General features: G+C 65.1%; 24 protein-coding genes. 19 read left to right on the top strand and 5 right to left on the bottom strand.

The genetic code is table 11. The annotated features are described in order from the left end of the window. The first annotated feature begins 490 nt into the window (after nucleotides 1-490). The gene (locus ACZYZF_RS07730; protein ID WP_463835837.1) at nucleotides 491-1087 is read left to right on the top strand and encodes a Dabb family protein; all 597 of its coding nucleotides are present in this window, start codon (nucleotides 491-493) and stop codon (nucleotides 1085-1087) included. 143 nt (nucleotides 1088-1230) lie between these two features. Here the strand turns inward: ACZYZF_RS07730 and ACZYZF_RS07725 are convergent, their stop codons facing one another. Together ACZYZF_RS07725 and ACZYZF_RS07720 are read right to left on the bottom strand one after the other, a co-directional pair. After that, a complete protein-coding gene (locus ACZYZF_RS07725; RefSeq protein WP_463835187.1) occupies nucleotides 1231-2118 on the bottom strand; it encodes an SDR family NAD(P)-dependent oxidoreductase in 888 nt (295 codons plus the stop codon). Further along, nucleotides 2115-4040 carry a flavin-containing monooxygenase gene (locus ACZYZF_RS07720; RefSeq protein ID WP_463742763.1) on the bottom strand — a complete coding sequence of 642 codons (1926 nt, stop codon included), beginning with the start codon at nucleotides 4038-4040 and terminating at the stop codon, nucleotides 2115-2117. The genes ACZYZF_RS07725 and ACZYZF_RS07720 overlap by 4 nt, the downstream gene beginning before the upstream one ends. 103 nt (nucleotides 4041-4143) lie before the next feature. Here ACZYZF_RS07720 and ACZYZF_RS07715 point away from each other — a divergent pair, with 103 nt between their 5' ends. The 13 genes from ACZYZF_RS07715 to ACZYZF_RS07655 all read left to right on the top strand — a co-directional run bounded on the left by ACZYZF_RS07715 (nucleotide 4144) and on the right by ACZYZF_RS07655 (nucleotide 16705). Continuing rightward, on the top strand, nucleotides 4144-5730 hold the full coding sequence (locus tag ACZYZF_RS07715; protein WP_463835185.1) for an acyl-CoA synthetase: 1587 nt from the start codon (nucleotides 4144-4146) through the stop codon (nucleotides 5728-5730). 11 nt (nucleotides 5731-5741) lie between these two features. Further along, the gene (locus ACZYZF_RS07710; protein ID WP_463742765.1) at nucleotides 5742-6860 is read left to right on the top strand and encodes a zinc-binding dehydrogenase; all 1119 of its coding nucleotides are present in this window, start codon (nucleotides 5742-5744) and stop codon (nucleotides 6858-6860) included. Between the two features lie 18 nt (nucleotides 6861-6878). Continuing rightward, nucleotides 6879-8312 (top strand): aldehyde dehydrogenase family protein, encoded by a 1434-nt coding sequence (locus ACZYZF_RS07705; protein ID WP_463835183.1) that lies wholly within the window; start codon nucleotides 6879-6881, stop codon nucleotides 8310-8312. Beyond that, complete coding sequence (locus tag ACZYZF_RS07700; RefSeq protein WP_463835181.1) at nucleotides 8309-9085, top strand: crotonase/enoyl-CoA hydratase family protein; 777 nt, start codon at nucleotides 8309-8311, stop codon at nucleotides 9083-9085. Before ACZYZF_RS07705 ends, ACZYZF_RS07700 begins: the two co-directional genes overlap by 4 nt. Further along, nucleotides 9070-10185, top strand: coding sequence for an acyl-CoA dehydrogenase family protein (locus ACZYZF_RS07695; RefSeq protein ID WP_463835179.1), 1116 nt, complete (start codon nucleotides 9070-9072; stop codon nucleotides 10183-10185). The genes ACZYZF_RS07700 and ACZYZF_RS07695 overlap by 16 nt, the downstream gene beginning before the upstream one ends. After that, nucleotides 10182-11213: an acyl-CoA dehydrogenase family protein gene (locus ACZYZF_RS07690; protein WP_463835178.1), complete on the top strand. Its 1032-nt coding sequence runs from the start codon at nucleotides 10182-10184 to the stop codon at nucleotides 11211-11213. Before ACZYZF_RS07695 ends, ACZYZF_RS07690 begins: the two co-directional genes overlap by 4 nt. Before the next feature lie 88 nt (nucleotides 11214-11301). Further along, complete coding sequence (locus ACZYZF_RS07685) at nucleotides 11302-11790, top strand: polyketide cyclase (protein WP_463835177.1); 489 nt, start codon at nucleotides 11302-11304, stop codon at nucleotides 11788-11790. Continuing rightward, the gene (locus ACZYZF_RS07680; protein WP_463835176.1) at nucleotides 11787-12650 is read left to right on the top strand and encodes an SDR family NAD(P)-dependent oxidoreductase; all 864 of its coding nucleotides are present in this window, start codon (nucleotides 11787-11789) and stop codon (nucleotides 12648-12650) included. Before ACZYZF_RS07685 ends, ACZYZF_RS07680 begins: the two co-directional genes overlap by 4 nt. 1 nt (nucleotide 12651) lies before the next feature. After that, nucleotides 12652-13632 carry an alpha/beta hydrolase gene (locus ACZYZF_RS07675; protein WP_463742772.1) on the top strand — a complete coding sequence of 327 codons (981 nt, stop codon included), beginning with the start codon at nucleotides 12652-12654 and terminating at the stop codon, nucleotides 13630-13632. A 42-nt stretch (nucleotides 13633-13674) separates the two neighbouring features. Further along, on the top strand, nucleotides 13675-14751 hold the full coding sequence (locus ACZYZF_RS07670) for a hypothetical protein (protein WP_463744100.1): 1077 nt from the start codon (nucleotides 13675-13677) through the stop codon (nucleotides 14749-14751). 17 nt (nucleotides 14752-14768) lie between these two features. Next, nucleotides 14769-15551 carry an SDR family NAD(P)-dependent oxidoreductase gene (locus tag ACZYZF_RS07665; protein WP_463835175.1) on the top strand — a complete coding sequence of 261 codons (783 nt, stop codon included), beginning with the start codon at nucleotides 14769-14771 and terminating at the stop codon, nucleotides 15549-15551. After that, nucleotides 15544-16014 (top strand): nuclear transport factor 2 family protein, encoded by a 471-nt coding sequence (locus ACZYZF_RS07660; RefSeq protein WP_463742774.1) that lies wholly within the window; start codon nucleotides 15544-15546, stop codon nucleotides 16012-16014. The genes ACZYZF_RS07665 and ACZYZF_RS07660 overlap by 8 nt, the downstream gene beginning before the upstream one ends. Nucleotides 16015-16108: 94 nt before the next feature. Continuing rightward, entirely contained in the window at nucleotides 16109-16705 is a 597-nt protein-coding gene (locus ACZYZF_RS07655) for a TetR/AcrR family transcriptional regulator (RefSeq protein ID WP_463835174.1), read from the top strand. Here ACZYZF_RS07655 and ACZYZF_RS07650 read toward each other — a convergent pair. Both ACZYZF_RS07650 and ACZYZF_RS07645 read right to left on the bottom strand, forming a co-directional pair. Then, nucleotides 16674-16976 (bottom strand): ferredoxin, encoded by a 303-nt coding sequence (locus tag ACZYZF_RS07650; RefSeq protein WP_463742776.1) that lies wholly within the window; start codon nucleotides 16974-16976, stop codon nucleotides 16674-16676. The genes ACZYZF_RS07655 and ACZYZF_RS07650 overlap by 32 nt on opposite strands. A gap of 2 nt (nucleotides 16977-16978) precedes the next feature. Then, nucleotides 16979-18121: a Rieske 2Fe-2S domain-containing protein gene (locus ACZYZF_RS07645; protein ID WP_463835172.1), complete on the bottom strand. Its 1143-nt coding sequence runs from the start codon at nucleotides 18119-18121 to the stop codon at nucleotides 16979-16981. Between the two features lie 102 nt (nucleotides 18122-18223). Between ACZYZF_RS07645 and ACZYZF_RS07640 the strand changes: the two genes are divergently transcribed. Next, a complete protein-coding gene (locus tag ACZYZF_RS07640; RefSeq protein ID WP_463835171.1) occupies nucleotides 18224-19927 on the top strand; it encodes a 3-ketosteroid-delta-1-dehydrogenase in 1704 nt (567 codons plus the stop codon). Nucleotides 19928-19944: 17 nt separating this feature from the next. On the opposite strand, the gene ACZYZF_RS07635 is transcribed toward ACZYZF_RS07640, so the two are convergent. Continuing rightward, nucleotides 19945-20619, bottom strand: coding sequence for a PadR family transcriptional regulator (locus tag ACZYZF_RS07635; RefSeq protein ID WP_463835169.1), 675 nt, complete (start codon nucleotides 20617-20619; stop codon nucleotides 19945-19947). A gap of 126 nt (nucleotides 20620-20745) precedes the next feature. On the opposite strand from ACZYZF_RS07635, the gene ACZYZF_RS07630 reads away from it, so the two are divergent. From ACZYZF_RS07630 to ACZYZF_RS07615, 4 genes are all read left to right on the top strand, one after another. Continuing rightward, a complete protein-coding gene (locus tag ACZYZF_RS07630) occupies nucleotides 20746-21282 on the top strand; it encodes a flavin reductase family protein (RefSeq protein WP_463835168.1) in 537 nt (178 codons plus the stop codon). Between the two features lie 4 nt (nucleotides 21283-21286). Further along, nucleotides 21287-21880, top strand: coding sequence for a PaaI family thioesterase (locus ACZYZF_RS07625; RefSeq protein WP_463835167.1), 594 nt, complete (start codon nucleotides 21287-21289; stop codon nucleotides 21878-21880). A 17-nt stretch (nucleotides 21881-21897) separates the two neighbouring features. After that, nucleotides 21898-23130, top strand: coding sequence for an APC family permease (locus ACZYZF_RS07620; protein ID WP_463835166.1), 1233 nt, complete (start codon nucleotides 21898-21900; stop codon nucleotides 23128-23130). A gap of 84 nt (nucleotides 23131-23214) precedes the next feature. Next, the coding region (locus ACZYZF_RS07615) for a DUF222 domain-containing protein (protein ID WP_463835164.1) at nucleotides 23215-23900 on the top strand (686 nt) is incomplete at its 3' end.

Raw genomic sequence — 23900 nt, 5'->3', positions numbered from 1 at the left:
CGGCACACCATCGCGCCGACACTCACGATCGTCAACGGTGGTTTCCCGATGGCCGGGAACGCCGTCCTTCCGGTCTGGTGGCCGGCCGTAATCTCACGTCATGGCCGAGATTTTCGTCATCGACCGGGTGGTCACCGCGCCGGGCTGTGCACAGAAGTTCATCGACGCCTACCTGGCGGGTTATGTCCCGGGCGCTCGTGAGCGGGGCATGACATTGCGAGACGTCTTGGTCAGCCCGCCCCTCTGGTTCGACGACCGGCCCAACGTCGTCACGATCACCTGGTCGCTGCCCAGCGCACAGGCCTGGTGGGAGATGACGTGGAAGGGCCGCCCGGACCCCACGGTGGCGCGCTGGTGGGAAAGCGTTGCCGATCTGGTCGTGGAGCGCACTCGCGAAGTCGCATCCGCCGCCGATGATGTCACCGCCGGCGCTGCCGCGTCGGCCCCGTGCGGCACGTCAGCCGGCGCCGTCACCTTCGCAGTCACCCGATTGCTCGACGTCACCGAATCCGAACGCAGCCGAGTTCTCGACGCCCTGCGCGCCGCTGCCGAGCGCAGCGGCGCGCTGAGGTCTCTGGTCCAGCCCGCGCTACCGGGGTCGCGCAATGGCGGCGACATCCTGGTCCATCTGCGGTTCGCCGACGAAGAGGCTTGGTACAAAAGCGGTTTCGACGACGTGCTGACCGATCCGGCGATCACCCATGTCAACGGCGTCACCTATCAAGGCGCTCCGGCCCGGAGCGGGGCCGGCAGCGTCTACCGCACGCTGCTGCTACGCATTCCTCCCGAGGTGGGGGCGGAGACCGTTGCCGCGTTCGAACGTGAACTCGCGATGATGCCGCGGTACGTCTCGACCATCGCCGCCTGGCAACTGAGCCGGGTCGACGCCGCCGTCGGAGCCAGCGAGTGGACCCACGTCTTCGAGCAGGAATTCACCGATGTCGATGGTCTGATGGGCCCCTACCTGATGCATCCCATCCACTGGGCGGTGATCGACCGCTGGTTCGACCCCGAGACCACCGACATCATCGTCAGAGACCGGGTGTGCCACAGCTTCTGCGAATTGGCCGACCCGATGCTCAGCTGAGGAGTGCGGTGGATACCTCTCTGCCGCACTGTGCCGAGCGTGCAGCCTTTTGGCCGTGACAAGCCACGAATAGGGGAAAAGCCCGCACGTTCGCCACAGTGCAGCCCGTCCATGCCATACCTACACTGGCCGAGACGAGCAGCTCAGACGCCGGCCGGCAGGATGTTCGGGTTCGCCGTTGCCGGCGGCTCCAGTGGGGGCAATACCGTGCCGCCGTCCAGCGAGTGCACCGGAAGTTGTTGTGACCACGGGTAATGCAGGCTGAACGCCACCAGCCCGGTCCGATCCGCTGCGGGCAGATGACACATCGCCAACACCGTTTCGGCCAGGTACTCGACAGGTTCGGTCGGAAAGGTGTCCGGAATCAGTGCCGCGGCGCCAGGCGTGCGCACCGCGGTCGACGGCCCGACGCAGTTCACCGCGATGTTGGCATCTACCAGTTCGGCGGCCACTCCCTGGGTGAACCGATGAAGGGCGGCCTTGCACGACGCGTAGATCACGTCCCCGGCCGTCTTGTTGTAGTCCCGGTAGGGCCGGGCCGGCGCCACACCGGTAACCGAGCCGATGTTGACGATCCAACCTGACCCCTGGTTACGCATGTGCGGCACAGCAGCTTTCGTCAACGCGAACGGTGTCTTCAGATAGTGCTCCACCGTCCGGTCGAATGTTTCCACCGGCATGTCCTCGACCACCGCGTAGTCGGCGAAACCCGCGTTGTTGACCAGGATGTCCAACCGACCGGTGCGCTCGATGACGGCATCGATCAAACCGTTGCGGGCGGAAGCGTCCTCCAGGTCGGCGGCCAGACCGAAAGCCGATCCTCCAGCCGCTTCGATGAGAGCGACCGTCTCCTCGATCGTGCCCGGGATCGCCTCGGTGACCCCGGCTCGCGTGGACGGAGTAGGAGTGTAGGAACGCGCGGTCACGGCCACGGTCGCGCCTTCGGCCGCCAACCGTTGCGCGATCGCGCGCCCGATACCGCGGCTGCTTCCGGTGACCAATGCCGTTTTGCCGACAAGCATCTGGCTCATCGGAGGACGAAGTCCTCTTCGACCGGGGCGCGGTGTTGATGCCACAGATCCACCAGGCGGTACGGTGTCGCCACCACGACGCGGCCGGACTGCGATCTGTAGTAGGTGTGGGCGTTGGGGGTGTGACACCAGACGGTGCCCTGCATCGTCTTGTCGATCCCGTCGACGTAGTCCTCGTATGCGGCCTGGGTGACTTCCATCGTGGCCGCACCACGCAACGCCATCAGTTGCAGACACTCCAGGATGTAGTGCGCCAGTATCTCCATCGAGAAGTTTGCGCCCGCGCCATGTCCGGGGCTGTAATTCGGCGCGGAGGTGATGAACAGGTTCGGGAACCCGGGGACCGTGCCGCCCCGATAGGAGCGCGGGCTGTCGCCCCATTCCTGGGCCAGGGTTTTGCCGTCGCGCCCGCGGATGTCGACGGTGGACAGGAAATCCAGGTGGTAGCCGGTGGCGTAGATGATGACGTCGAGGTCGATCTGACGGCCGTCAGCCGTGACGATGCCGCGTTCGTTGATTTCGGCGGGTTCACTCGCTTCCACCGCTACGTGGTCGCGGGTCAGCGCGGCGTAGTAGCCGCCGGGATCGCGGATGATCCGCTTGCCGTACGGAGCGAAATCCGGCGTGACCTTCTTCGCCAATTCTGTTCCGGCGCCGAACATCCGATCGATGTAGTCCAGGCACATCTGCAGAAGCACATCGTTGACCGGTGAGATCGACAGATGAGTCTTGGACCACTCGGGGTCCTGCAGGATGATGGGATAGTTGTTGTCGGCAGTGCCCCAGTAGGACTTGAGCCGATGCCACATCGAATAGAAGGGCAAGGCACGCCCCAGGTAGCGGCGGTGCTCTGGTACCTCATCGGAAAGGCGCTTTCGGGGGGCAACCCAGTGCGGTTGGCGTTGGAACACCGTCAGGTGCTCGATTTCGTTCACGCAGGCATCGACGATCTGCACCGCGGTGCAGCCCGCACCGATCACCGCGACCTTCTTGCCCGCCAGATCCAGCGAGGAGTCCCACTGGGCCGAGTGAATGCTGATGCCGGCGAAGGTGTCTCGTCCCTTGATGTCCGGGAATCGCGGGCGATTCAAGTAGCCGGCCGCGGTGACGACGACGCTGGCATGGTCGATGCTCTTGGTGCCGTCGGTAGAGCGGGAGTGGATCTCCCACTGCCCCCGCTCCACATCCCACCACAACGCCTCGACCTCGGTGCCGAAGCGGATGTGACGACGGAGATCGTGTTTGTCGGCCAAGGAGACCAGATAGGCCTGGTACTCGGCGCCCTGCGGGTAGTAGTTCGTCCAGTCCGGGTTCACTTCACGCGACAGGGAGTAATACGCCGACGGTGTGTCGACACCGATGCCCGGATAGGTGGTGGTCAGCCAGGTGCCACCCACCTCGTCGTTGCGGTCGAAGATCTCGAACTGCACGCCCTCTTCGGCAGCGGCCAGGGCCACCGCGATACCTGCGATACCGGCACCGATGATGGCCACGGTGGTGGATGACGGAATCGGTGTGCTGCGCGGCAGCGTCGGCTGCGACGGTCGGAAACCGCCTTGTTCGAGCAGCAGATCCACGTGTTCGTCATCGACCGCACTACCCAGCGCGATGGGCAGCAGGCGGGTGAAGAACCCACGATCGTCTGCGGGGGGCGCGCCTTCCGGGCGTGGGCGACCGAGGGCCGCGATGATCTCCTCGGCCAGCGCCTCCGCGGTACCGGGATCCGTCGTTCCGGCCCGCTCGGGCGGGTCGGGAACGTGGTCGATCTTGGCGGCGTATCGATCGATGACCGATGCATCCCCGGTCATCTGCGCCAGCACCGCAACCAGGACACCGGGGTCGGCCTCCAGCAGATGGCCGCGCAGGGCGTCAGGGTCTGGGGCGCGATCCGCGAGCGACGAGGATTCAGTGGTAGCCGTCATGGGTTCGAGTATCGAAGGAATTCGACCTCGACCGCCCCCACCCTGTCTACTGAGCGGGAGACGAACCACCGCACCGAGTGGTCGCATGCCTACCCTGCGGCTCATGCACTCCGACGACCTCGCCGCCGTCATCGCCCGGGCTCGTAGCCACAGCCTCGCCGATATCCCCCGCCGCTCGGCACGCAAGCAGCCCGACAAGACCGCCGTCATCGATGGCGACGTCGTCCTCAGTTTCGCCGAGTTCGATCGTCTGGTGGACCGGGCGGCGGCCGCGCTGGCTGACAACGGTCTATCACCCGGCGACCGGCTCGCGCTCTTGTCACGGAACTGCTGGCAGTACGCAGTCTTGGCGTTCGCGACGGCCCGGGCCGGTGTTGTGCTCGTGCCCATCAATTTCATGCTGACGTCAGACGAGATTGCCTACATCCTCGGCCACAGCCGGGCGGCCGGCTTCATCGTCGAGGCCGATCTGATCCCGGTCGCCGAACAGGCCATGGCCACGGGAACTGCGGTTCGCGCGAAGGCCGCACTGGTCCCCGCCTGCCAGTCCTGCCCCGGCAGCTGGCCCGATTTCGCCGAATGGCTCACTACCACATCGGAAGTTCCCGATCACCGGATCGATGACGATCAATTGTTGCGGGTGATGTACACCAGCGGCACCGAGTCCCGGCCAAAAGGTGTCATGCACAGCAGCCGCAGCTTGATGTGGCAATACATCAGCACCATCGTGGCGGGTTCGATGTCCGGCGACGACGTCGAAATCCACTCCCTGCCCTTGTATCACTGCGCGCAGCTGGACAACTTCTTGGCCACCGACATCTACCTGGGAGCAACCAGCATCATCTTGCCCCGCCCCGAACCAGAATTGGTGCTGCGCACGATTGAACGCCACGGCGTAACCAATTACTTTGCGCCACCGACGGTGTGGATCAGCCTGCTTCGCAGTCCGGTGTTCGACGAGGTAGACCTGTCCAGTCTGCGCAAGGGGTATTACGGCGCCTCACCGATGCCCGCCGAGATCCTGCACGAGATGCGCCGGCATCTGCCCAATCTGCGGCTGTGGAACTTCTACGGCCAGACCGAGATGGCACCGCTGGCTTCTGCCCTGGGACCTGCCGAACAGGATGCACACGCGGGGGCGGCGGGCCGGCCGGTGGTCAACGTCGAGACGGTGATCCTCGACGACCACGACGTACCGGTCGAGTCCGGCACCGTCGGTGAAATTGCCCACCGCAGTCCGCATCTGATGCTGGGCTACCTCGACGACGAAGCCAAGACCGCCCAGGCCTTCGCCGGTGGCTGGTTTCATTCCGGCGATCTGGGCTTCTACGACGAGCACGGCCTGCTGCACGTCGTCGATCGCAAGAAGGACATGATCAAGACCGGCGGCGAGAACGTCGCCAGCCGCGAGGTCGAAGAAGTTCTCTACCGGCACAGCGGGATAGAGGAAGCCGCGGTCTTCGGGTTGGCGCACCCCATCTGGGTGGAAGCCGTCGTCGCAGCGGTGGTGACCCGTGCCGGTGCCACCGTGACCGAAGACGAGGTTTTGCGTCACTGCCGTGACCACCTCGCCGGGTTCAAGACCCCCAAACAGATCTTCTTCGTCGACTCCCTGCCCAAGAACCCCAGCGGCAAACTGCTCAAACGCGATCTGCGACAGCGGTTCAGCCTCGAATCCACCAGCAACTGAAGGAACGCACCGTGACCAACTCCTCTCGAACCGGACGCATCGCGCGCTTCGACGAACCCGGCAAGCCATTTCGGATCGAAACGGTCACCCTGCCCGACGTCGGGCCCGGGGAGATTCTGATCCGTGTCCTGCGGGCGAACATCTGCGGCTCAGACGTCCACGCCTGGCACGGCACCTTCGCCACCCGCGGTTTGGGTGGGCAGCTGCCCACCGTGTTGGGCCACGAGATGGTCGGTGCCATCGAAGTACTGGGCGACGGAGTGAGCACCGACTCCAACGGCAAACCGTTGGGCACGGGCACGCGAGTGGTGTTTCCGTACTTCTACTGCTGCCACAAGTGCCGCAACTGCCTGGCCGGGCGCCGCAATGCCTGCCTCAACCTCAAAATGGCCATGTTGGGCCGCGCCGACCAGCCGCCCTATTTTGTCGGCGGCTACGGCGACTACTACCTGTTGCCTGCCGGTGCCGTCGTCTACACGGTTCCCGACACTCTGAGCGACGACATCGCCGCGGGCGCCAACTGCGCACTGTCACAGGTCATGTACGGACTCGAGCGCGTCGACCTGCAGCTCGGTGAGCACGTCGTGGTCCAGGGCGCCGGCGCGCTGGGCCTCTACGCGGTGGCCGTGGCCAAGGCGCGCGGGGCCGCCAACGTGATCGCCATCGACGGCGTACCCGAACGGCTCGAGCTGGCAACCGCATTCGGCGCCGACTCGGTGATCGACCTCAACGAAGCCGCCGCACCCAAGGACCGGGCGAAGGCGGTGCGGGCGCGGACCGATGGCCAGGGTGCCGATGTGGTGGTGGAGGTCGTCGGGCACCCGTCGGCCATCGACGAGGGCTTGCAGATGCTGGCCCAGTTCGGCCGCTACGTCGAGATCGGCAACATCAACATCGGCAAGACATTCGCGTTCGACCCGTCACGGTTCGTCTTCACCAACAAGACCATGGTCGGGGTCTCCCTGTATGACCCGGCAGTCCTGTCCCGCGCGTTGACGTTCCTCGACCAACATCAACACCAGTTGCCGTTCGAGCGGCTCGCCGCGGCGTCGTACTCACTCGACGACATCAACGAAGCGTTCACCGCAGCCGACGGTCGGCGTGATGTCCGCGCCAGTATCGCCCCATAAACACAGCTAAGGACGACAGTGCCCAACTACGAACACAATTCACTGTTCATCGACGGACGATGGACCGCGCCCTCGGGCGGCGGCAACGGTGGCGTTGTCGAAGTCATCAACCCGGCAACCGAAGCGGTCATCGGCCACGTGCCCAATGGCGACTCCGCCGATGTCGACGCCGCGGTGACCGCGGCTCGGCAGGCATTCGACCCGCTCATCACCGTTGACGAACGCCGTGACCGGTTGCAGCGGGTCATCGCCGCGATGGAGAAGCGCCTACCCGACATCGCCGAACTCATCACCGCCGAGATGGGTGCCCCCGTGCGCATAGCGCAGACCGTACAGACCCAGGTCCCGCTGGCGGTGGCCAAGGGATTCGCCGACGTACTGGAGACCTTCGAATCCGAAGAGCGCATCGGCAATTCGTTGGTCCTGAGGGAACCTTACGGCGTCGTCGGCGCCATCACGCCGTGGAACTATCCGCTCTACCAGGTGGTCGCCAAGGTGCTGCCCGCCATCGCCGCGGGCTGTCCCGTCGTGCTCAAACCCAGTAACGAAGCCCCGCTTTCGGTGTTCGCCTTCGTCGAAGCCTGCGAAGAGGCGGGGCTCCCGCCCGGGACGATCAACCTCGTCTCGGGCCCCGGTCGGGTGATAGGCGAACGCCTCGCGTCGCATCCGGGAATCGACTTCGTCTCGTTCACCGGGTCTACCGGCGTGGGTGCGCGCGTCGGAGAACTTGCCGGCCAATCGATCAAGAAGGTTGCTCTCGAGCTCGGCGGCAAGTCGGCCAACGTGATTCTCGATGGTGCCGACCTGGCGACAGCGGTCAAGGTCGGCGTGGGCAATGCCTTCCTCAACGGCGGACAGACCTGCATGGCCTGGACCCGGATGCTGGTGCCGCAGAGCCGTTACGGCGAGGCGCTGGACCTGATCGAAGCCGCAGTGGCGCGCTACACCGTGGGCGACCCGCGCGACCCGGCGACGCGGATCGGGCCGTCAGCGTCGCGGTCGCAGTTCGATACGGTTCGTGGCTTCATCGAGCGTGCCCAGCGTGACGGCGCCCGGCTGCTGACCGGGGGCACGGATCCGATCCGTGACGTCGGCTATTTCGTGGCACCAACGGTTTTCGCCGATGTGGATCCCGACTCCGAACTCGGCCAGGAAGAGGTGTTCGGTCCCGTGCTTGCGGTGATCCCCTTCGGCGACGCCGACGATGCACTGCGCATCGCCAATGGCACTCCCTATGGGCTCTCGGGCGCCGTGTGGGCCGCCACCGACGACGACGCCATCGCCTTCGCCCGTCAGGTGCAGACCGGCCAGCTCGACATCAATGGTGGCGCCTACAACCCCGCCGCCCCGTTCGGCGGGTACAAGAAGTCCGGGATCGGCCGTGAACTGGGCCGGTTCGGCTTCGAGGAATACCTCCAGACCAAATCCCTTCAGCTCAAGGAGCGTGCGTGACCTCACCGCTGGACGTCCACACCGACGGACCGGTCCAAATCTGGACGATCACCCTGCCCGACGTCGGTAATGCCATCACCGGCAAGGACGTCATCGCCGCGTTCGAGGACAGTGTGGATGCCGTGAACGGTGACAACACCGTCGGTGCGGTTGTTCTCACCGGCGCCGGCAAGATCTTCTCGGCCGGCGGCAACGTCAAGGAGATGGCCGACCGCCAGGGCATGTTCGGTCTGGCGGCCATCGATCAGCGCCGTGCCTACATCGACGGCATCCAACGGATCCCACGTGCGCTGGGCCGCCTCGAAGTGCCTCTCATCGCAGCGGTCAACGGTGCCGCCATCGGCGCCGGATGCGACCTGGCGATGATGTGCGACATCCGGATCGCCTCCGAGCGAGCATCTTTCGCCGAGAGTTTCGTCCAGCTCGGTCTCATCCCGGGCGACGGCGGCACCTGGTTTCTGCCGCGCGCCATCGGCTACGCCCGCGCCGCTGAATTGACGTTCACCGGCGACCGGATCGACGCCGCCACCGCCTTGGACTGGGGGCTGGTCAGTCGGGTGGTGCCGCACGACGACCTCCTGACTGAAGCACGGGCGCTGGCAGACCGGATCGCGGTCAACCCGCCGCACGCGCTGCGGATGGCCAAACGCCTGCTGCAGGAATCGACGACCGGCACCCTGGAATCCACCCTCTCCATGGCGGCGGCCATGCAGCCGCTGGCCCACCACGACACCGAGCACCAACAACGGATCGCAAAGTGGCGGACAACGTGACCGGCGCACACCTGGATCTGCTACGCGAGGAGGTTCGCGGATTCCTGGCCGGCCAGCTGGCCGCCGGTGCATTCACGCCTTCGGTCGATTCCTGGCAGTGCGGATGGGACGAGAATTTCACCGCATCCCTGGCGAAGCAGGGCTGGCTGGGCATGACGGTTCCCGAGCACTACGGCGGCCATGGCCGCTCGTTTCAAGAACGGTTCGTGGTGACCGAAGAACTGCTGGCCGCGGGCGCCCCGGTGGCCGCCCACTGGATCGCCGATCGCCAAATCGTGCCATCTCTCCTGAAATACGGGACAGAAGAACAGAAGTCAGAGTTCCTGCCACGCATCGTGGCAGGCGAGTGTTTCTTCGGAATCGGGATGAGCGAGCCAGATTCCGGCTCGGATCTGGCCAGCGTGCGCACTCGTGCGGTACGAGTCGATGGCGGGTGGTCGATCACCGGTACCAAAGTGTGGACATCGGGAGCGCACCGCGCTCATGCGTTCATCGTGCTGGCCCGCACCGAACCGGTCGATCCGTCGCACCGGCACGCCGGACTGAGTCAATTCATCGTCGACCTGCGCGCCCCGGGCGTGCAGGTCCGCCCCATCATCTCGATGAACGGCGGGCATCACTTCAACGAGGTCGTACTCGACGAGGCGTTCATCCCCGATGCCATGGTCTTCGGCGAAATCGGCCGGGGCTGGACACAGGTGACCTCCGAGCTGAGCTTCGAACGCAGCGGACCGGAACGGTTCCTGTCCACATTCCCGCTGCTGGCACACGCAGCCGAAAACACCGCAGCTGAACCGGGATTAGGGCGGTTGATCGCACGCGTTGCCGGTCTGCATCACATGTCGACCGCGGTGGCCGGCGCCCTGGAGCGTGGTGAGAATCCCGATGTTTCGGCAGCGATGGTCAAGGTCCTCGGAACCACGGTCGAAGGCGATATCGCCGACTTCGCCGACCGGCAGACCGGAGATGACGCCGCGACGGACGCCGAGTGGACGCTCCTGGTGGCCACCGCGGTGGACCAGCGCCCCGGCTTCACCTTGCGGGGCGGAACCAACGAAGTGCTGCGCGGTGTCATCGCGCGGGGATTGGGTATGCGATGAACACGGTGGATCCCGATCTGGCGGCCATGATGGACGGCGTCTTCTCCGATTACCGCGAGAGTCACGCCGGCGCCGCTCCCGGCACCCGTATCGCGTATGACCGCGACCTGTGGCAGCGACTCGGCTCCCTCGGACTGGTCCGACTGACAGGCGCTGAGGAGACCGGGGGCAGCGGTGCTGGCTGGTTGGAAGCGGCCGAATTACTCAGTGCCGCGGTGCGTCACGGTGTCCGCCTCCCACTTGCCGAACACGACTTGCTGTCGTGCTGGCTGCTGGATGCCGCCGGCTTGCCGGCCGACGATACGGTCCGAACGGTATGCCTGGTGCCGGCCGACGGTCATGCCGCGGTACCCGCACCCTGGGCCGGCGATGTCGACTGCATCGTCGTGCTGTGGCAGGACGAAGACCGATACCGATTGGCGGATCTCGACACCGCGGAATTTTCGCTCACGGCCGGCACCAACCTGATCGGCGAGCCGCGCGACACCGTCACGATCGACACCACTGCGCTGACCGGGGCCGCGGTACCAATGGAATTGGTGCTCCAACTCAGGCAGAAGTCGGCGATGGTACGGGCGATCCAGGTGTGTGCGGCGCTCGATCGTGCCGTCGCACTGTCCGTCGAGCACGTGACCACTCGTCTTCAATTCGGACGCCCCCTGGCCAAATTCCAGGCCATTCAGAACCTTGTGTCGGACGCCGCCGCAGAGGCCGCGCTGGCCAGAGCCGCCACCGCAGCGGCTCTCCGGTCAGCTGTCGATACCGATTGGGAGTCAGCGCATCTCGACTTCCAGATCGCTACCGCGCGATCCTGTGCCGGGCATGCCGCCTCGGTCGTGACGCGCAACGCCCACCAGGTACATGGCGCGATCGGCACGACGCACGAACATCGACTGCACGAGTACACCCGAGCCGCCCTGGCCTGGCGCTCGGAATTCGGCTCCGTGCGCTTCTGGGACGACCAGGTTGCCGCGGCGGCCGCGGCGGCGGGCGGACAGGGACTTTGGGCCCTGATCACCGGCGGCTGAGCCGCTGGCGCGCTCCGGTCGATACGGCGTTCCACTCAATGGTCACCGGTGCTGTTACCGGCGCCACATCGCGGGTTGACTACCCGTCATGAGCAACGAGATCTCACTGTCTGAAGTTCAGGAGTTCCTGTCCGGTTTCTGGTTCCACTACGACCAGGGCCACTTCGACGAAGTCGGTAACCGTATCGGTGACGAGATGGAGTACCTGAGCCGCTCGGATTCGGGCAACTGCCCGTTCGAGCATCTGCTGGCTGCTGAGCTCCACGGCAAGGCCGAAACGCTGCCGTGGCTGATTCAGCACCGCAACGAGAACCCGTACCCGTGCCGCCACCAGATCATGAACGTCTACCGCACCGGCGTCGATGGTGACGTCACCAACGTCCGCTTCTACATGTACGTCAACCAGATCACCAACAACGTGCCGTTCGCCGTCTCCAGCGGAGTCGCCGAGGCCGGGGTCCGGCGCTCGGCCGAGGGTCTGGTGTTCACCTCGCTGAATGTGGTGCTCGACGCCGAGGACTCGATCCCGCTCGCCGAACACACCGCGAAGGCCGCTTCCGCCAGCACCTCCGCGTGAACGCTCAAGAAGCCTTCGGCGGCGGGGTCGCCGTCATCACCGGAGCCGGCGCCGGGATCGGCGCCGGCCTCGCCCGGCATGCCAGTCGCTTGGGCATGACTGTGGTGCTGGTCGACATCAACGCCGATGCCATCGCGGACCTTCGTGACGAGATCTGCGCGGCAGGAGGAGCGGCCACCGACGTGGTCTGCGATGTGCGCGACGCAGATGCCGTGCAAGCACTGGCCGATGACGTCTACCGCGACCTCGGACCGGTGCGGCTGTTGGTGAACAACGCCGGCATCGAGCAGTTCGGCTATCTGTGGGACACCCCGGTGGCGAACTGGCAACGCGTCGTGGACATCAACATCAGCGGTGTCTTCCACGGCATCAGAGCATTCCTGCCCAGGATGATCGCCACCGACGCACCGGCGTGGATATGGAACCTGTCCTCGATCGGCGGCGTCGCCGTGGTTCCGTTGCAGGCGCCCTACATCATGAGCAAGCACGCCGTTCTCGCACTGACCGAATGCCTGAACCTCGAAGTGCAATCCGCCGGCCATGACCACCATGTGCACGTGCAGGCGGTGCTTCCGGGTGCCGTGGTGTCCAGCATCTTCGAGTCAGCGGGCGGGGTGGACTCCGGGGATGCCGGAGCAGCCGAAGGGCAGCGCGCTGCCATGCTCGATATCAAGGCCGAGGCGATGGATCCGATCGCCGCGGCCGAGGTGGTGTTCGAGCAGGCCGCCGAAGGCCGGTTCTATCTCCTCACCCAACCCGACTATGTCGGGTCGGCGATGGCGGAGCGGGCTCGCGTGCTGAGCAACCAGGAGGCGCCCCGATTGCGGACCGAACGCCGTTTCGACCCGGCGCAGAGTTGAAATGACCTATCCGCCACTCGACCCCGACGCCGCCGCCCGCGTTGCCTCGTTCGGTGAGATCACTCCCATGCGTGCCCGGGGACTGGCCGCCGTACGTGACGGCCTTGAATCCGCACCTCCGCCGGAAATGCCGGCCATGACCGGCATCGAAGACTTGTCAGTGCCGGGTCCGGCAGGCCCGATTCCGGTCCGGCTGTATCGGCCCAGTGCGGAACCTGGGTTGCCGGTGTTGGTGTACCTGCACGGCGGCGGGCTGGTGATGGGCTCCAACCGTTCGTTCGAACCACTTGCGCGCGAACTGGCACATGCCAGCGGTGCCGCAGTGGCGGCCGTCGAATACCGACTGGCACCGGAATCGCCTCCGCCGGCGCAATTCGACGACGCCTACGCGGCCACCGAATGGGTAGCGGCACATGCCGACAACCTGAACCTGGATGCACGACGGCTGGCGGTCGTCGGCGACAGTGCCGGCGGATCGCTGGCCGCTGCAGTGGCTTTGGCGGCCCGTGATCACGCAGGTCCACAGATTTTCGCTCAGGTGCTGCTCTATCCCGGTCTGGACCGCGACATGGGAGCGGCATCGATCACCTCCATGCCCGATGCCCCGCTGCTGCGCCACGAAGACATCGTCTACATGCACGAACTGGTCGACCGCGGGAGTCCGCCCCGAGATCCCTATCAGGTTCCGGCCTATGCGACCGACCTGCGCGGCCTGCCGGCAGCGATCGTCGTCACCGGCGAGTGCGACCCGATCCGCGATTGGGGCGAACGGTATGCCACCAGGCTGCGTGACGCGGGAGTCCAGACCACCGTCACCCGCTATCCCGGTATGTACCACGGCTTTCTGATGCGCTCGGATGCCACCGCACGCGGCCGTCTGGCCATCGCGGAGACCGGCGCGCTGCTTCGGGCCAAGTTCGCGCATCCCGTTGGCAGCAACGAGTCTCCCGATCAACGGACGGGTACCGACTCACCGGGCTGAGCGCTGCCCACAATCGAGAACCACACCATGAAGGAGATCACCATGCTGACCGATGAGCAGCGTCTCGCGCTGTCCGACATCTTGCATCCCGTTGCCCCGCCGCGCGAGATCACCGATGTCTACACCGACGACCAGAAGCAGCGACTGCTCGATGTCGTGCACACGCAGGGTCCGTGGAAGCTCATCATCGCCCAGCACTTCGCCTCGGCCGACGAGTTGATGGCCACCATGAGCGGTGCCTTCCCCGAAGGGTTCACCCCGTCATTGGACCTGTTCCTCACGCCGACGTTCCGCGGTTACCTGGCCAACTACGGCACCGTTCTGTTCCCCGAGCTGCATGACTGCTTCTACAACTCCGCATTCATCGAGCACGCCAAGAGCTACTGGAATGCCGAGTACGCCAAGCCGGAGATGATGCTGTTCAACATCAACGGGCCCTGCGCCAACCGCGATCCCGGTCACCTGGACTCCCCCAGCTTCCGTGGCATACGCCACGAGAACGCCCCCACCTGGTTGTGCAGCGTGATGGGCAAGTCCGGCCTGTTCACCGACTACCTGATCAAGATGGCCCAGGTGATCACCTGGTTCTCCCTCGATGAAGGCTCAGGCTTCACCTACTGGCCCGATGGCCCGCTCAAGCCGCCCGCCCGGGTATTGCCCCCCATCAACAACCGCGCCGTCGTCGTGCAGAACGAGATGATGGTGCACCGCGGGGAGGCCAACGGCCCGTTGGATCAACAGGTTCCGGCCGGCCTGGCCTTTGACACCATGTTCGCCGGCGACCCGGCCGACCGCGACCACTGGCTGCTGAAGAACGGCGTCGACGTCATCGCCCGTCACCACACCGACGAGTTGCGGTTCCTCGTCCACTGGTCCGCCGAGGTGTTCTCCGACTACGAGGAACTCAAGAAGAACATGGACGGATCGGACGACATCACCATCGAACGGGCGATCGGAATGATGGTCGACGATCTCAAGGGCAAGGGAATCACGCTCGACGTGCCCGGCGAGCCGTTGCACGACCCCGCCTTCATCGGTGCACTGAACGCCGCCTACGACCTCGGCGGCCCAAGCAGCTACCCGGACGAAGCTCCGATCTCTGCCTTCCAACTCGCCTGATTCCGAGGGGATTTCCAATGGACCGTTTCTCAGATCGTCGCGTCATCGTCACCGGCGCCGGGTCGGGTATCGGCGCGGCCACGGTGGCCCGACTGCTCGATGAAGGCGCCACTGTGGTGGCCTACGACATCTCCGCCGACGGACTGGCCGCGACTACGGCCACCGCCGAAGACGCCGGTACTGCAAAACGACTCACGACTGCTGTCCTCGACATATCGCGCGAAGATGACGTCGTCGCCGCGGTGAACGCCGGAGTTGCCGAGTTGGGCGGGCTCGAGGTACTCGTCAATGTGGCCGCCATGCAGACGTGTTCGCACACCCATGAGACCAGCCTCGAGGAATGGAACCGCACCCTGGCGGTCAACCTCACCGGCACGTTCCTGATGACCCGCCAAGCACTCCCGGCACTGCTCGAGTCGGGACGAGGCGTGGTGGTGAATTTCACTTCCACCGCTGCGACATTCGCCCACCCGTACATGGCGGCGTATGCGGCCAGCAAGGGTGGAATCCTCAGCTTCACCCACTCCCTGGCACTCGAATATTCCAAACAAGGACTGCGGGCGGTCAACATCCAGCCCGGCGGGGTGTCGACGGCACTGGCCAACAGCACCCTGGAGAAGATGCCCGAGGGATATGACCTCGGACTGTGGGGCAAGCAGACCCCGCTGCTGCACGGCACCGAGAGCGAAATCCTCGGAGATCCAAGTGCTGTCGCATCGGTCATCGCGATGGTCGCCTCCGACGACGGTGCGTTCATCACCGGCACGGAGATTCGTGTCGACGGCGGCGCGCATGCCTGAACAGGTTGACACGGTGGCCACGGAGTCAGATCTTCTGCGGGTCTTGTGCGACCAGCGAGACGTCGAACGCGCGCTGAATCTGTTCGCCCGCGCGATGGACGAGCGTGACTGGACCACAATGGCCGAGATTCTCGCCGAGGACGCCGAAGGAGACTTCGGGACCGGACGCCTCGCCGGGAGCACCGCGATCATCAGCTTGATCCGTGGCTATCTCGACAGTTGCGGTCCCACCCAGCATCTACTGGGCAACGTCGTCATCGACATCTCCGGCGACACCGCGACCAGCAGGGCCTACATCCGCGACGTTCATCTGAACTCCGCTGCGGATCCCTCCACGCGGTTCTACACCATGGGCGACTACCACGACACCTGGCGGCGATTCGGCGACGGCCGGTGGCGCATCGTCGAACGGGTCAAAGTCAACCGTGCACACGTCGGTCCGCTGGAAATCTTTGACAGTTAGGCGATTCCGCCTCGATCTACTGCGCGCGACCAATGAGCTGCAGCAGATCTAGTATTCACAACGTGAGGACAACGGCACGGTGAAGCAGCCGACAATGTTGTACCGCCTGCCCGGCGGATTGAGCTCGTACACAACAGAAGCCAGAACGCGACGGCATGCCCGCCGCGATCGGATCGTCACCGCCGCCATGCGACTGGCCGCCGGGGGCTACGACAACTGTCAGATCCGTTCAGTCGCCACGGCGGCGGGAGTGGCGCCCAGCACTGTGTACCAATACTTCCCATCCAAGGACGACCTGCTGCTGGCGTGTTTTCACGAATGGCTGTGGGATTTCGAAACGGAGTCTTGCTACGTCACCGACAAATCGGATCCGTTTCAGCGCCTGCTGCAGGTATCCCTGACCTTGACCGACAGGCTGTGCTCATCACCACGGTTCGCCGAGGCCATGATTCGCCCGTATCTCTACGCCGACGGCACGGCCGCGATCCAAGCTGACCTGGTCCGCCGGCAGACGGTCCGGATCTTCGTCGAGTCTGTCGGAGGCGCCACATCGGCACCGCAGGAAGTCGGCGCCGCCGAAATACTCTCCGACGTCTGGATGACCAACGTCGCCGCATTCGCCCAGCAGCGCATCGCGCTGGGAGAACTGTCCCAACGGCTCACCCGTACCGTCGGTCTCCTGAAGGGTTAGCCTCATCGACCACGGGCAGCGCCCCTGAACGCACCGCGTTGACGATCGATCCGCGCAGAGCCGAGCATTCCAGGAACAGTCCGCGGCCCCCTGGCGGCGCCAATTGTTCTGCGGTGCAGCGCTCCTCACAGTGCCGCAACGCGGAGTCGGTCCATTGAACGCTGGTCTGGTTCCAGCTGCTCTTGCGTACCTGTACCCCCGCACCACAGCGCCGGCACATGACCGGCACCATGGGTGCGTCGTCGAGCCGATTGTCCGGGCGGACCGTCATCATCATCCCACCGGCCCGGAAGCGCCGGCCCGAGCTGCCAGGTTGGCCTCCACTTCCTTCATCCAGGACTCGTACGGTCGGGTGGTGTCCAGCTCGAACTCGAAGCGATCCACCATGTCCGGCGCTACGTCGGCCACATCGACATAGAACTGCTCATACCAGCGCCTCAGCTGATACACCGGCCCGTCCTCTTCGACCAGAAGCGGATTGTCGATTCGGGTCTTGTTACGCCAGATTTCGACGTCCTGCTCGAATCCCATCTTCACGAAGTCGCCGAGGGCGACAGCCGTCTCCATGGCGAGCTCCTCGGGCATGGCGGCGTTCTTCTCGACCACGATGCCGTACTGCAGCACAAACGAATTGGCGTCGATCGGATAGTGGCAGTTGATGAGCACCGTGCGCTGGTCGAAGCCCTCGTAGTGGTAGGTCAGGTCGTCGATCATGAACGAGGGGCCGTGGTATGCGGCCAGCGAACTCGTGCCGAGCATCTTCGCCTCCCCGGGCTCACCGAGGTCGGGCCGGCCGGCACTCTTCATGTACTGGGTGGCGACCTGGCCTTCGAAGATGTTCTTGAAATGGGTGGGGAGCGACCCGTGAATGTAGAAGAAGTGCGCCATGTCCACGACGTTGTCGATGATCTCGCGACAGTTGGTGTGAACCACCGTGGTGTACCAGTGCCAGTCGGTCCAACCGTCGCTGGTGGCACCTTCGATGCGCGGGATGCTCACGTCCGCCGGCGGCGCCTTGCGCTCGGGATCGTTCCAGACGAACAGCATGCCGTCCTGCTGCAGCGTGGGCCAGGCTGCGGTGCGCGCCAATCGCGGTGTGCGCTTGCTGTACGGCACCATCTTGCACCGGCCGTCCCCACCCCAGCGCCAGTCATGGAACGGGCAGGCGAGCTCGTTGCCTTTGACAGTTCCCTGAGACAGGTCGCCGCCCATGTGCCGGCAGTACCCGTCGAGGACGTTGATGGCACCGTCCTCGCCCCGGAACACAACCAGCTTCTGCCCGAAAGCATTGACCTGGTGCGGTTTTCCATCCCCGAAATCGCGGATCAGTCCCAGGCAGTGCCACCCACGGGCAAACCTGGTGGGTACCGAACCGGCCTCGATCAACCGAATTTCGTCGGTATCTGAGTGAGTCATGGCACCATTGAACTGCGCTTACCGGCCGACGGGAAGGTCAGTGTTCCGCTCAACAGGACGCGAGAATCAACATTGCCGGTCGCCGACCTATCGTCTTCGATCGTGACCGCTACCAGCCACAAGACCATTCCCGCCGGGCTCACCGTTGCCGCCACCGATGTTGACCTTCTCGTCGTCGGATCCGGCACCGGCCTGGCCGCCGCCCTGGCAGCCCAGGAGCAGGGGTTGTCCGTTCTCGTCGTCGAGAAGTCTTCCTACGTCGGCGGTTCGACGGCCCGCTCCGGTGGCGCGCTCTGGCTGCCGGCGAGCCCGGTGATCGAGGACTGCGGCGGAAACGACCCCGTGTCCCGGGCACACACCTACCTGGAGTCCGTCGTCGGGGATTCCGCACCGCGTGAGCGCTCTGCGGCGTACCTGGACAACCTTCCTGCAACGGTCGAAATGTTGCGCCGCACCACACCCATGAAGCTGTTCTGGGCCAAGGAGTACTCCGACTATCACCCGGAGGCTCCGGGGGGATCAGCGGCGGGGCGCACGTGCGAATGCCGCCCGCTCGACACCGCAATCCTCGGCGATTACCTGGCTGATCTGCGACCCGGCGTCATGGAAGTCAAGTTCCCGATGCCGACCACCGGTGCCGACTACCGCTGGCTCAACCTGATGAGCCGGGTGCCACGCAAAGGCTTGCCCACGATCATCAAGCGACTTGCGCAGGGCATTGGCGGCCTCGCACTCGGTAGGCGTTACGCCGCCGGAGGTCAGGCATTGGCCGCAGGATTGTTCGCCGGGGCAATCCGCGCCGGCATCCCGATCTGGCTCGACACTTCACTTACCGAGCTGGTCACCGACGGCGACCGGGTCACCGGGGCCGTCGTCGAGCACGGCGACAAGACCTTCACCGTCACCGCCCGGCGCGGTGTCGTGCTCGCGGCCGGCGGCTTCGATCACCACATGGACATGCGGCACAAGTTCCAATCCGAGTCCCTCGGTCGCAATCTCAGCCTGGGTGCGGAGTCCAACACCGGCGACGCCATTCGGATCGGCCAGGAAGTCGGTGCAGACATTGCGCTGATGGATCAATCGTGGTGGTTCCCTGCCGTAGCGCCGCTCCCGGAAGCAGCTCCTGCGGTGATGCTCGCCGAGCGGTCGTTGCCCGGATCGTTCATCGTCGACCAGGACGGTCACCGATTTGCCAACGAGTCGGCCGATTACATGAGCTTCGGGCAGCGCGCTCTGGATCTCGAAGCTGCGGGTACGCCGGTGGAAAGCATGTGGATCGTCTTCGATCAGCAGTATCGCAACAGCTATGTCTTTGCCGCCGAACTGTTTCCGCGGATGCCGATCCCACAAACCTGGTATGACGCCGGAATCGCAGTCCGGGCAGAGAATTTCACCGAGCTCGCATCCAAAATGGGTGTGCCCGAGGACAACTTCTCCGCCACCGTCGCGCGCTTCAACGAGAACTCCTTCGCTGGTGAGGATCCCGACTTCGAACGGGGCCGCAGCGCCTATGACCGTTACTACGGGGATCCCACGATCACGCCGAGCCCGAACCTGCGTCCACTGATCAAGGGACCGTTCTATGCGGTCAAGATGGTGCTCAGCGATCTGGGTACGTGCGGCGGCCTCCGCGCCGACGAGACCGCTCGTGTTCTTCGCGAAGACGGCACCGTCATCGACGGGCTCTATGCGATCGGCAACACCGCCGCCAACGCATTCGGACACACCTATCCGGGCGCCGGGGCCACAATCGCACAGGGATTGGTCTACGGCTACATCGCCGCCCGTGACGCCGCACGCAGGTAAGCGCGACGGACGGAAGGTCAGTCTGTGCCTGCGATGTCTTCGGCTTCGGCTTTCCTCTCGATCTCATACCAGTACGAAGGATCCGGCCACGGAATCTTCGCGCCTTCACCGACTTTCGGGAAGTTGGCCTCGGCCTCGTCGAGGTCCTTGATCAGTTGCAAGGTGAGTTCCCGCTCGGACGCGTAGTAGCGATCTGCCCAATCCAACGCGATCTTGGCGTATGCCCACGCCGGGTCGGCCGTGGACCAACGGGCTTCCTTGGCGGCGTCGCGTTGCATCCCATCGACATAGGCAAGATGTTCCTGCAGCATCTGCTTCAGCGTGGCGGGGTCACTGAGGTGGCCCATCGTCACTCGCATGAGCGCAGGATGCTTCAACGACGGGGGATCCGGCGGCGTCTTCCGCGCCCAGTGTGTGACGGCATCCAGACCCGACTGAGTGATCTTGTAAAGACGGCGGTTTCGCGTGCCGGTGCCATCCACTCGCGAGGTGAGCAAGCCCATCTTCTCCAGCTTCTTCAGATCGGAGTAGATCTGGCTGTACGCCGGGCTCCCGTAGAAATAGCGCATGCTCCAGTGGAGCCATTTGCGGATGTCGTAGCCGGAGAGTTCCTGCTCATAAGACAGCAACCCGAGCAGCGCCCAGCTGTTCGCGGCCAGCGCCGGCGTGGCTGTCTGCTCGGGGTCGTCCATGGCCCAAGGGTAACAACCCAGGTCACGCGGCCGTTCTCGATGAACCGCTGGACGGGAGACTGCATTGCACCAACGTGCTCACCTCGGTGAATCTGGGTCACGACACAAGACACAGGACGGAGAGCAATGGGACTCGAGAACGCTGCGACACTCGGCACGGTACCTCCGCGACCAGGACCCCAAGACATGCGCGCGGTGCTCGGGCACTTCTGCACCGGCATCGCCGTCATCACTGGTCACGACGGGCTGCGGCCGCTGGGATTTACCTGCCAATCGGTCACCTCGGTATCGCTGGACCCGCCATACGTCTCGTTCTGCCCGTCCCGGAGCTCCTCAAGCTGGCCGCTGATCCGGGCCACCGGCCGGATGTGTATCAACATCCTGGCCGACGACCAGGAATCGTTGTGCACACAGTTCGCCCGCAGCAGCCACGACAAGTTCGCCGGCGTCGACTGGAGCCCGGCCACGAATGGTGCCCCGCGCCTGCACGATACGTTGGCCACCATCGAAGCCGACCTTGAGTACGAGCACGGCGCGGGTGACCACACCATCGTGGTCACCCATGTCACGGCACTGGAAGCCCACAGCGGGCGGCCGCTGCTTTTCTATCGTGGTGATTACGGTGGCTTCGCCGACCGACGGCTCGATCCCACAACGGAGTAATGAATTGTCCGTACACAGCGAAACCGATGTCCCAGAAGCGCTTTACGCATCCCTCACCGAATCCGTGCGTCGAGTCGTCGACGCGACGATCCGAAGTCAGGCCGATCTGGACACGATCCGGTCCGCCAAAGCGAAGATCGATGCGGCGGCACACGAACTCAGCCAGTCGTTGATCCCCGGTTCCTTCGGTATCCAAGAGGCCCTCGACGGGCAATCCCTCGCGTGGGGCAACGCCGTCATCGGCTTGCGCAACGCCCTGGCGCCCCCATTGCTGGTCCATCACGAATCCGACGGCCGAGTATGGGCCGATGTGACGCTCGGCGCGGCTTACGAGGGTCCCGCCGGCCACGTGCACGGCGGAATCTGTGCGCTTCTGCTCGACCATGTCCTCGGTGCCACCGCCCACAAGCCAGGTCAGCCCGCGGTAACCGGAACGCTGACGGTCCGCTACGAAGCCGGGACCCGCCTCGGACCTGTTCGGGCCGAGGCACACATCGACCGCGTTGAAGGCGCGAAAACCTTTGCAGTCGGGCACCTCGCGACCGCGGACGGCATCACGGTTCGCGCCGAAGGTGTCTTCTTCCACCCACGCGCATGACCGCTTAACATCGCGGGGTGACCACGCCCGGCGGCCTGCAGCGCAGACTCGGGACCACCGACGCCGTAGTGATCGGCCTGGGATCGATGGTGGGGGCGGGCATTTTCGCCGCCCTGGCCCCGGCCGCCGGTGCGGCCGGGAGCGGACTGCTCATCGGCCTCGCAGTCGTCGCCGTCGTCGCCTACTGCAATGCGACGTCGTCTGCGCGACTGGCCGCGCGCTATCCGCAATCCGGCGGCACCTATGTCTACGGGCGCGAACGGCTCGGCGAGTTCTGGGGTTACACGGCGGGCTGGAGTTTCATCGTCGGCAAGACCGCCTCATGTGCGGCGATGGCGCTGACCGTCGGGGTGTACGTCTGGCCGCAGTGGGCGCATGCCGTGGCGGTGGCCGCCGTGGTGACATTGACGGCGGTGAACTATGCCGGAATCCAGAAGTCGGCACTGCTGACCCGGATCATCGTCGCGGGCGTGCTGGCGGTCCTGGCCGCGGTCGTGGTGATCATCGCCGGTTCCGGTGCCGCTGACTCGGTCCGCCTGGAGGTCGGCGACGTGGGTGTCGGCGGCGTGCTTCAGGCTGCGGGCCTGCTGTTCTTCGCGTTCGCCGGATACGCCCGGATCGCCACCCTCGGTGAAGAGGTCCGTGACCCGGCCCGGACCATTCCACGTGCGATTCCGATTGCGCTGGGTATCGCGCTGGTGATCTATGCGGGCGTGGCGGTCGCGGTGCTCTCGGTCCTCGGTGGTTCCGGTTTGGCGACCGCACCCGCACCATTGGCCGACGCGGTGGCGGCTGCCGGCGCCCCCGGCTGGCAACCGGTGGTGCGGGCCGGGGCCGCGACCGCGGCCCTGGGGTCCCTGCTGGCCCTGATCCTCGGGGTGTCGCGCACGACGCTGGCGATGGCCCGTGACCATCATCTGCCACATGGGCTGGCCGCCGTGCATCCTCGGTTCGCGGTCCCGCACCGTGCCGAAGTGGTGGTCGGCATCGTGGTGGCGATACTGGCCGCGGTGGTGGATCTGCGTGGCGCGATCGGGTTTTCGTCGTTCGCGGTGTTGTTGTACTACGCGATCGCGAATGTCTCGGCGTGGACGCTGGAGCCCAAGAACTGGTGGCTGCGCATCATCCCGGCTCTGGGTCTGCTGGGCTGCCTGGTGCTGGCTTTCTCGCTACCTATGACTTCGGTGCTTGCAGGTCTGGCGGTGGTGGCCGTTGGCGCGGCGATCTACTGGGCGAGGTCGCATACCTAAACCTTTGCCCGCCTGGCGAGCGACAATTCAGCGACAACCCGAAAACCGTTGCTGGACTGGCAATACACGAGTAATATCGAACATGTGTTCGAATTGCTCGAGGCGCCCATGCTCAGTGAGCTCACTGACAGCGCGCTGATCGATGCCCTCGAACACCACACCCGCGCAGAAGCCATCGAAGCCGCCGCACGCCTGACCGTCATCGCCGAAATCGTGGCCCGCCACTGCGACGACGAAGACGACACCTCCGCCCACCACGCCATCGACGGCTGGGAAACCGCCACCGCCGCGATCAGCGCCGCCTGCAACCTGGGCCGCCGCGCCGCCTCCACCCAAATGCGCATCGCCCAAGCACTACGCGAACGGCTCCCCAAAGTCGCCGCCATCTTCGCCCGCGGCGACATTTCGGCCAACGTCGTCTCCACCATCACCTGGCGCACCCAACTCATCATCGATGACGATGCACTGGCCCTGATCGACACCGCTCTGGCCGGCGCCGCCACCAGCTACGGTGCACTCTCGTCGGCCAAAACCGAACAAGCCATCGACGTATGGATCGAGAAATTCGACCCCGCCGCGGTCCGCAAAACCCGCACCGCCGCCCGCGAACGCGACATCCACTTCGGCGACCCCGACGACCCCAACGGCACCGTCTCCCTCTGGGGACGCCTACTGGCCACCGACGCGGCCCTACTCAAAAACCTACTCACCGCCATGGCCCGCGGAGTCTGCGACCACGACCCCCGCACCACCGGACAACGCCGCTCCGA

The organism is Mycobacterium sp. IDUB_24 (assembly GCF_055419385.1).
Note: the sequence above shows the minus strand (reverse complement) of the source record. Positions and strands in the feature narration are given on the sequence as shown.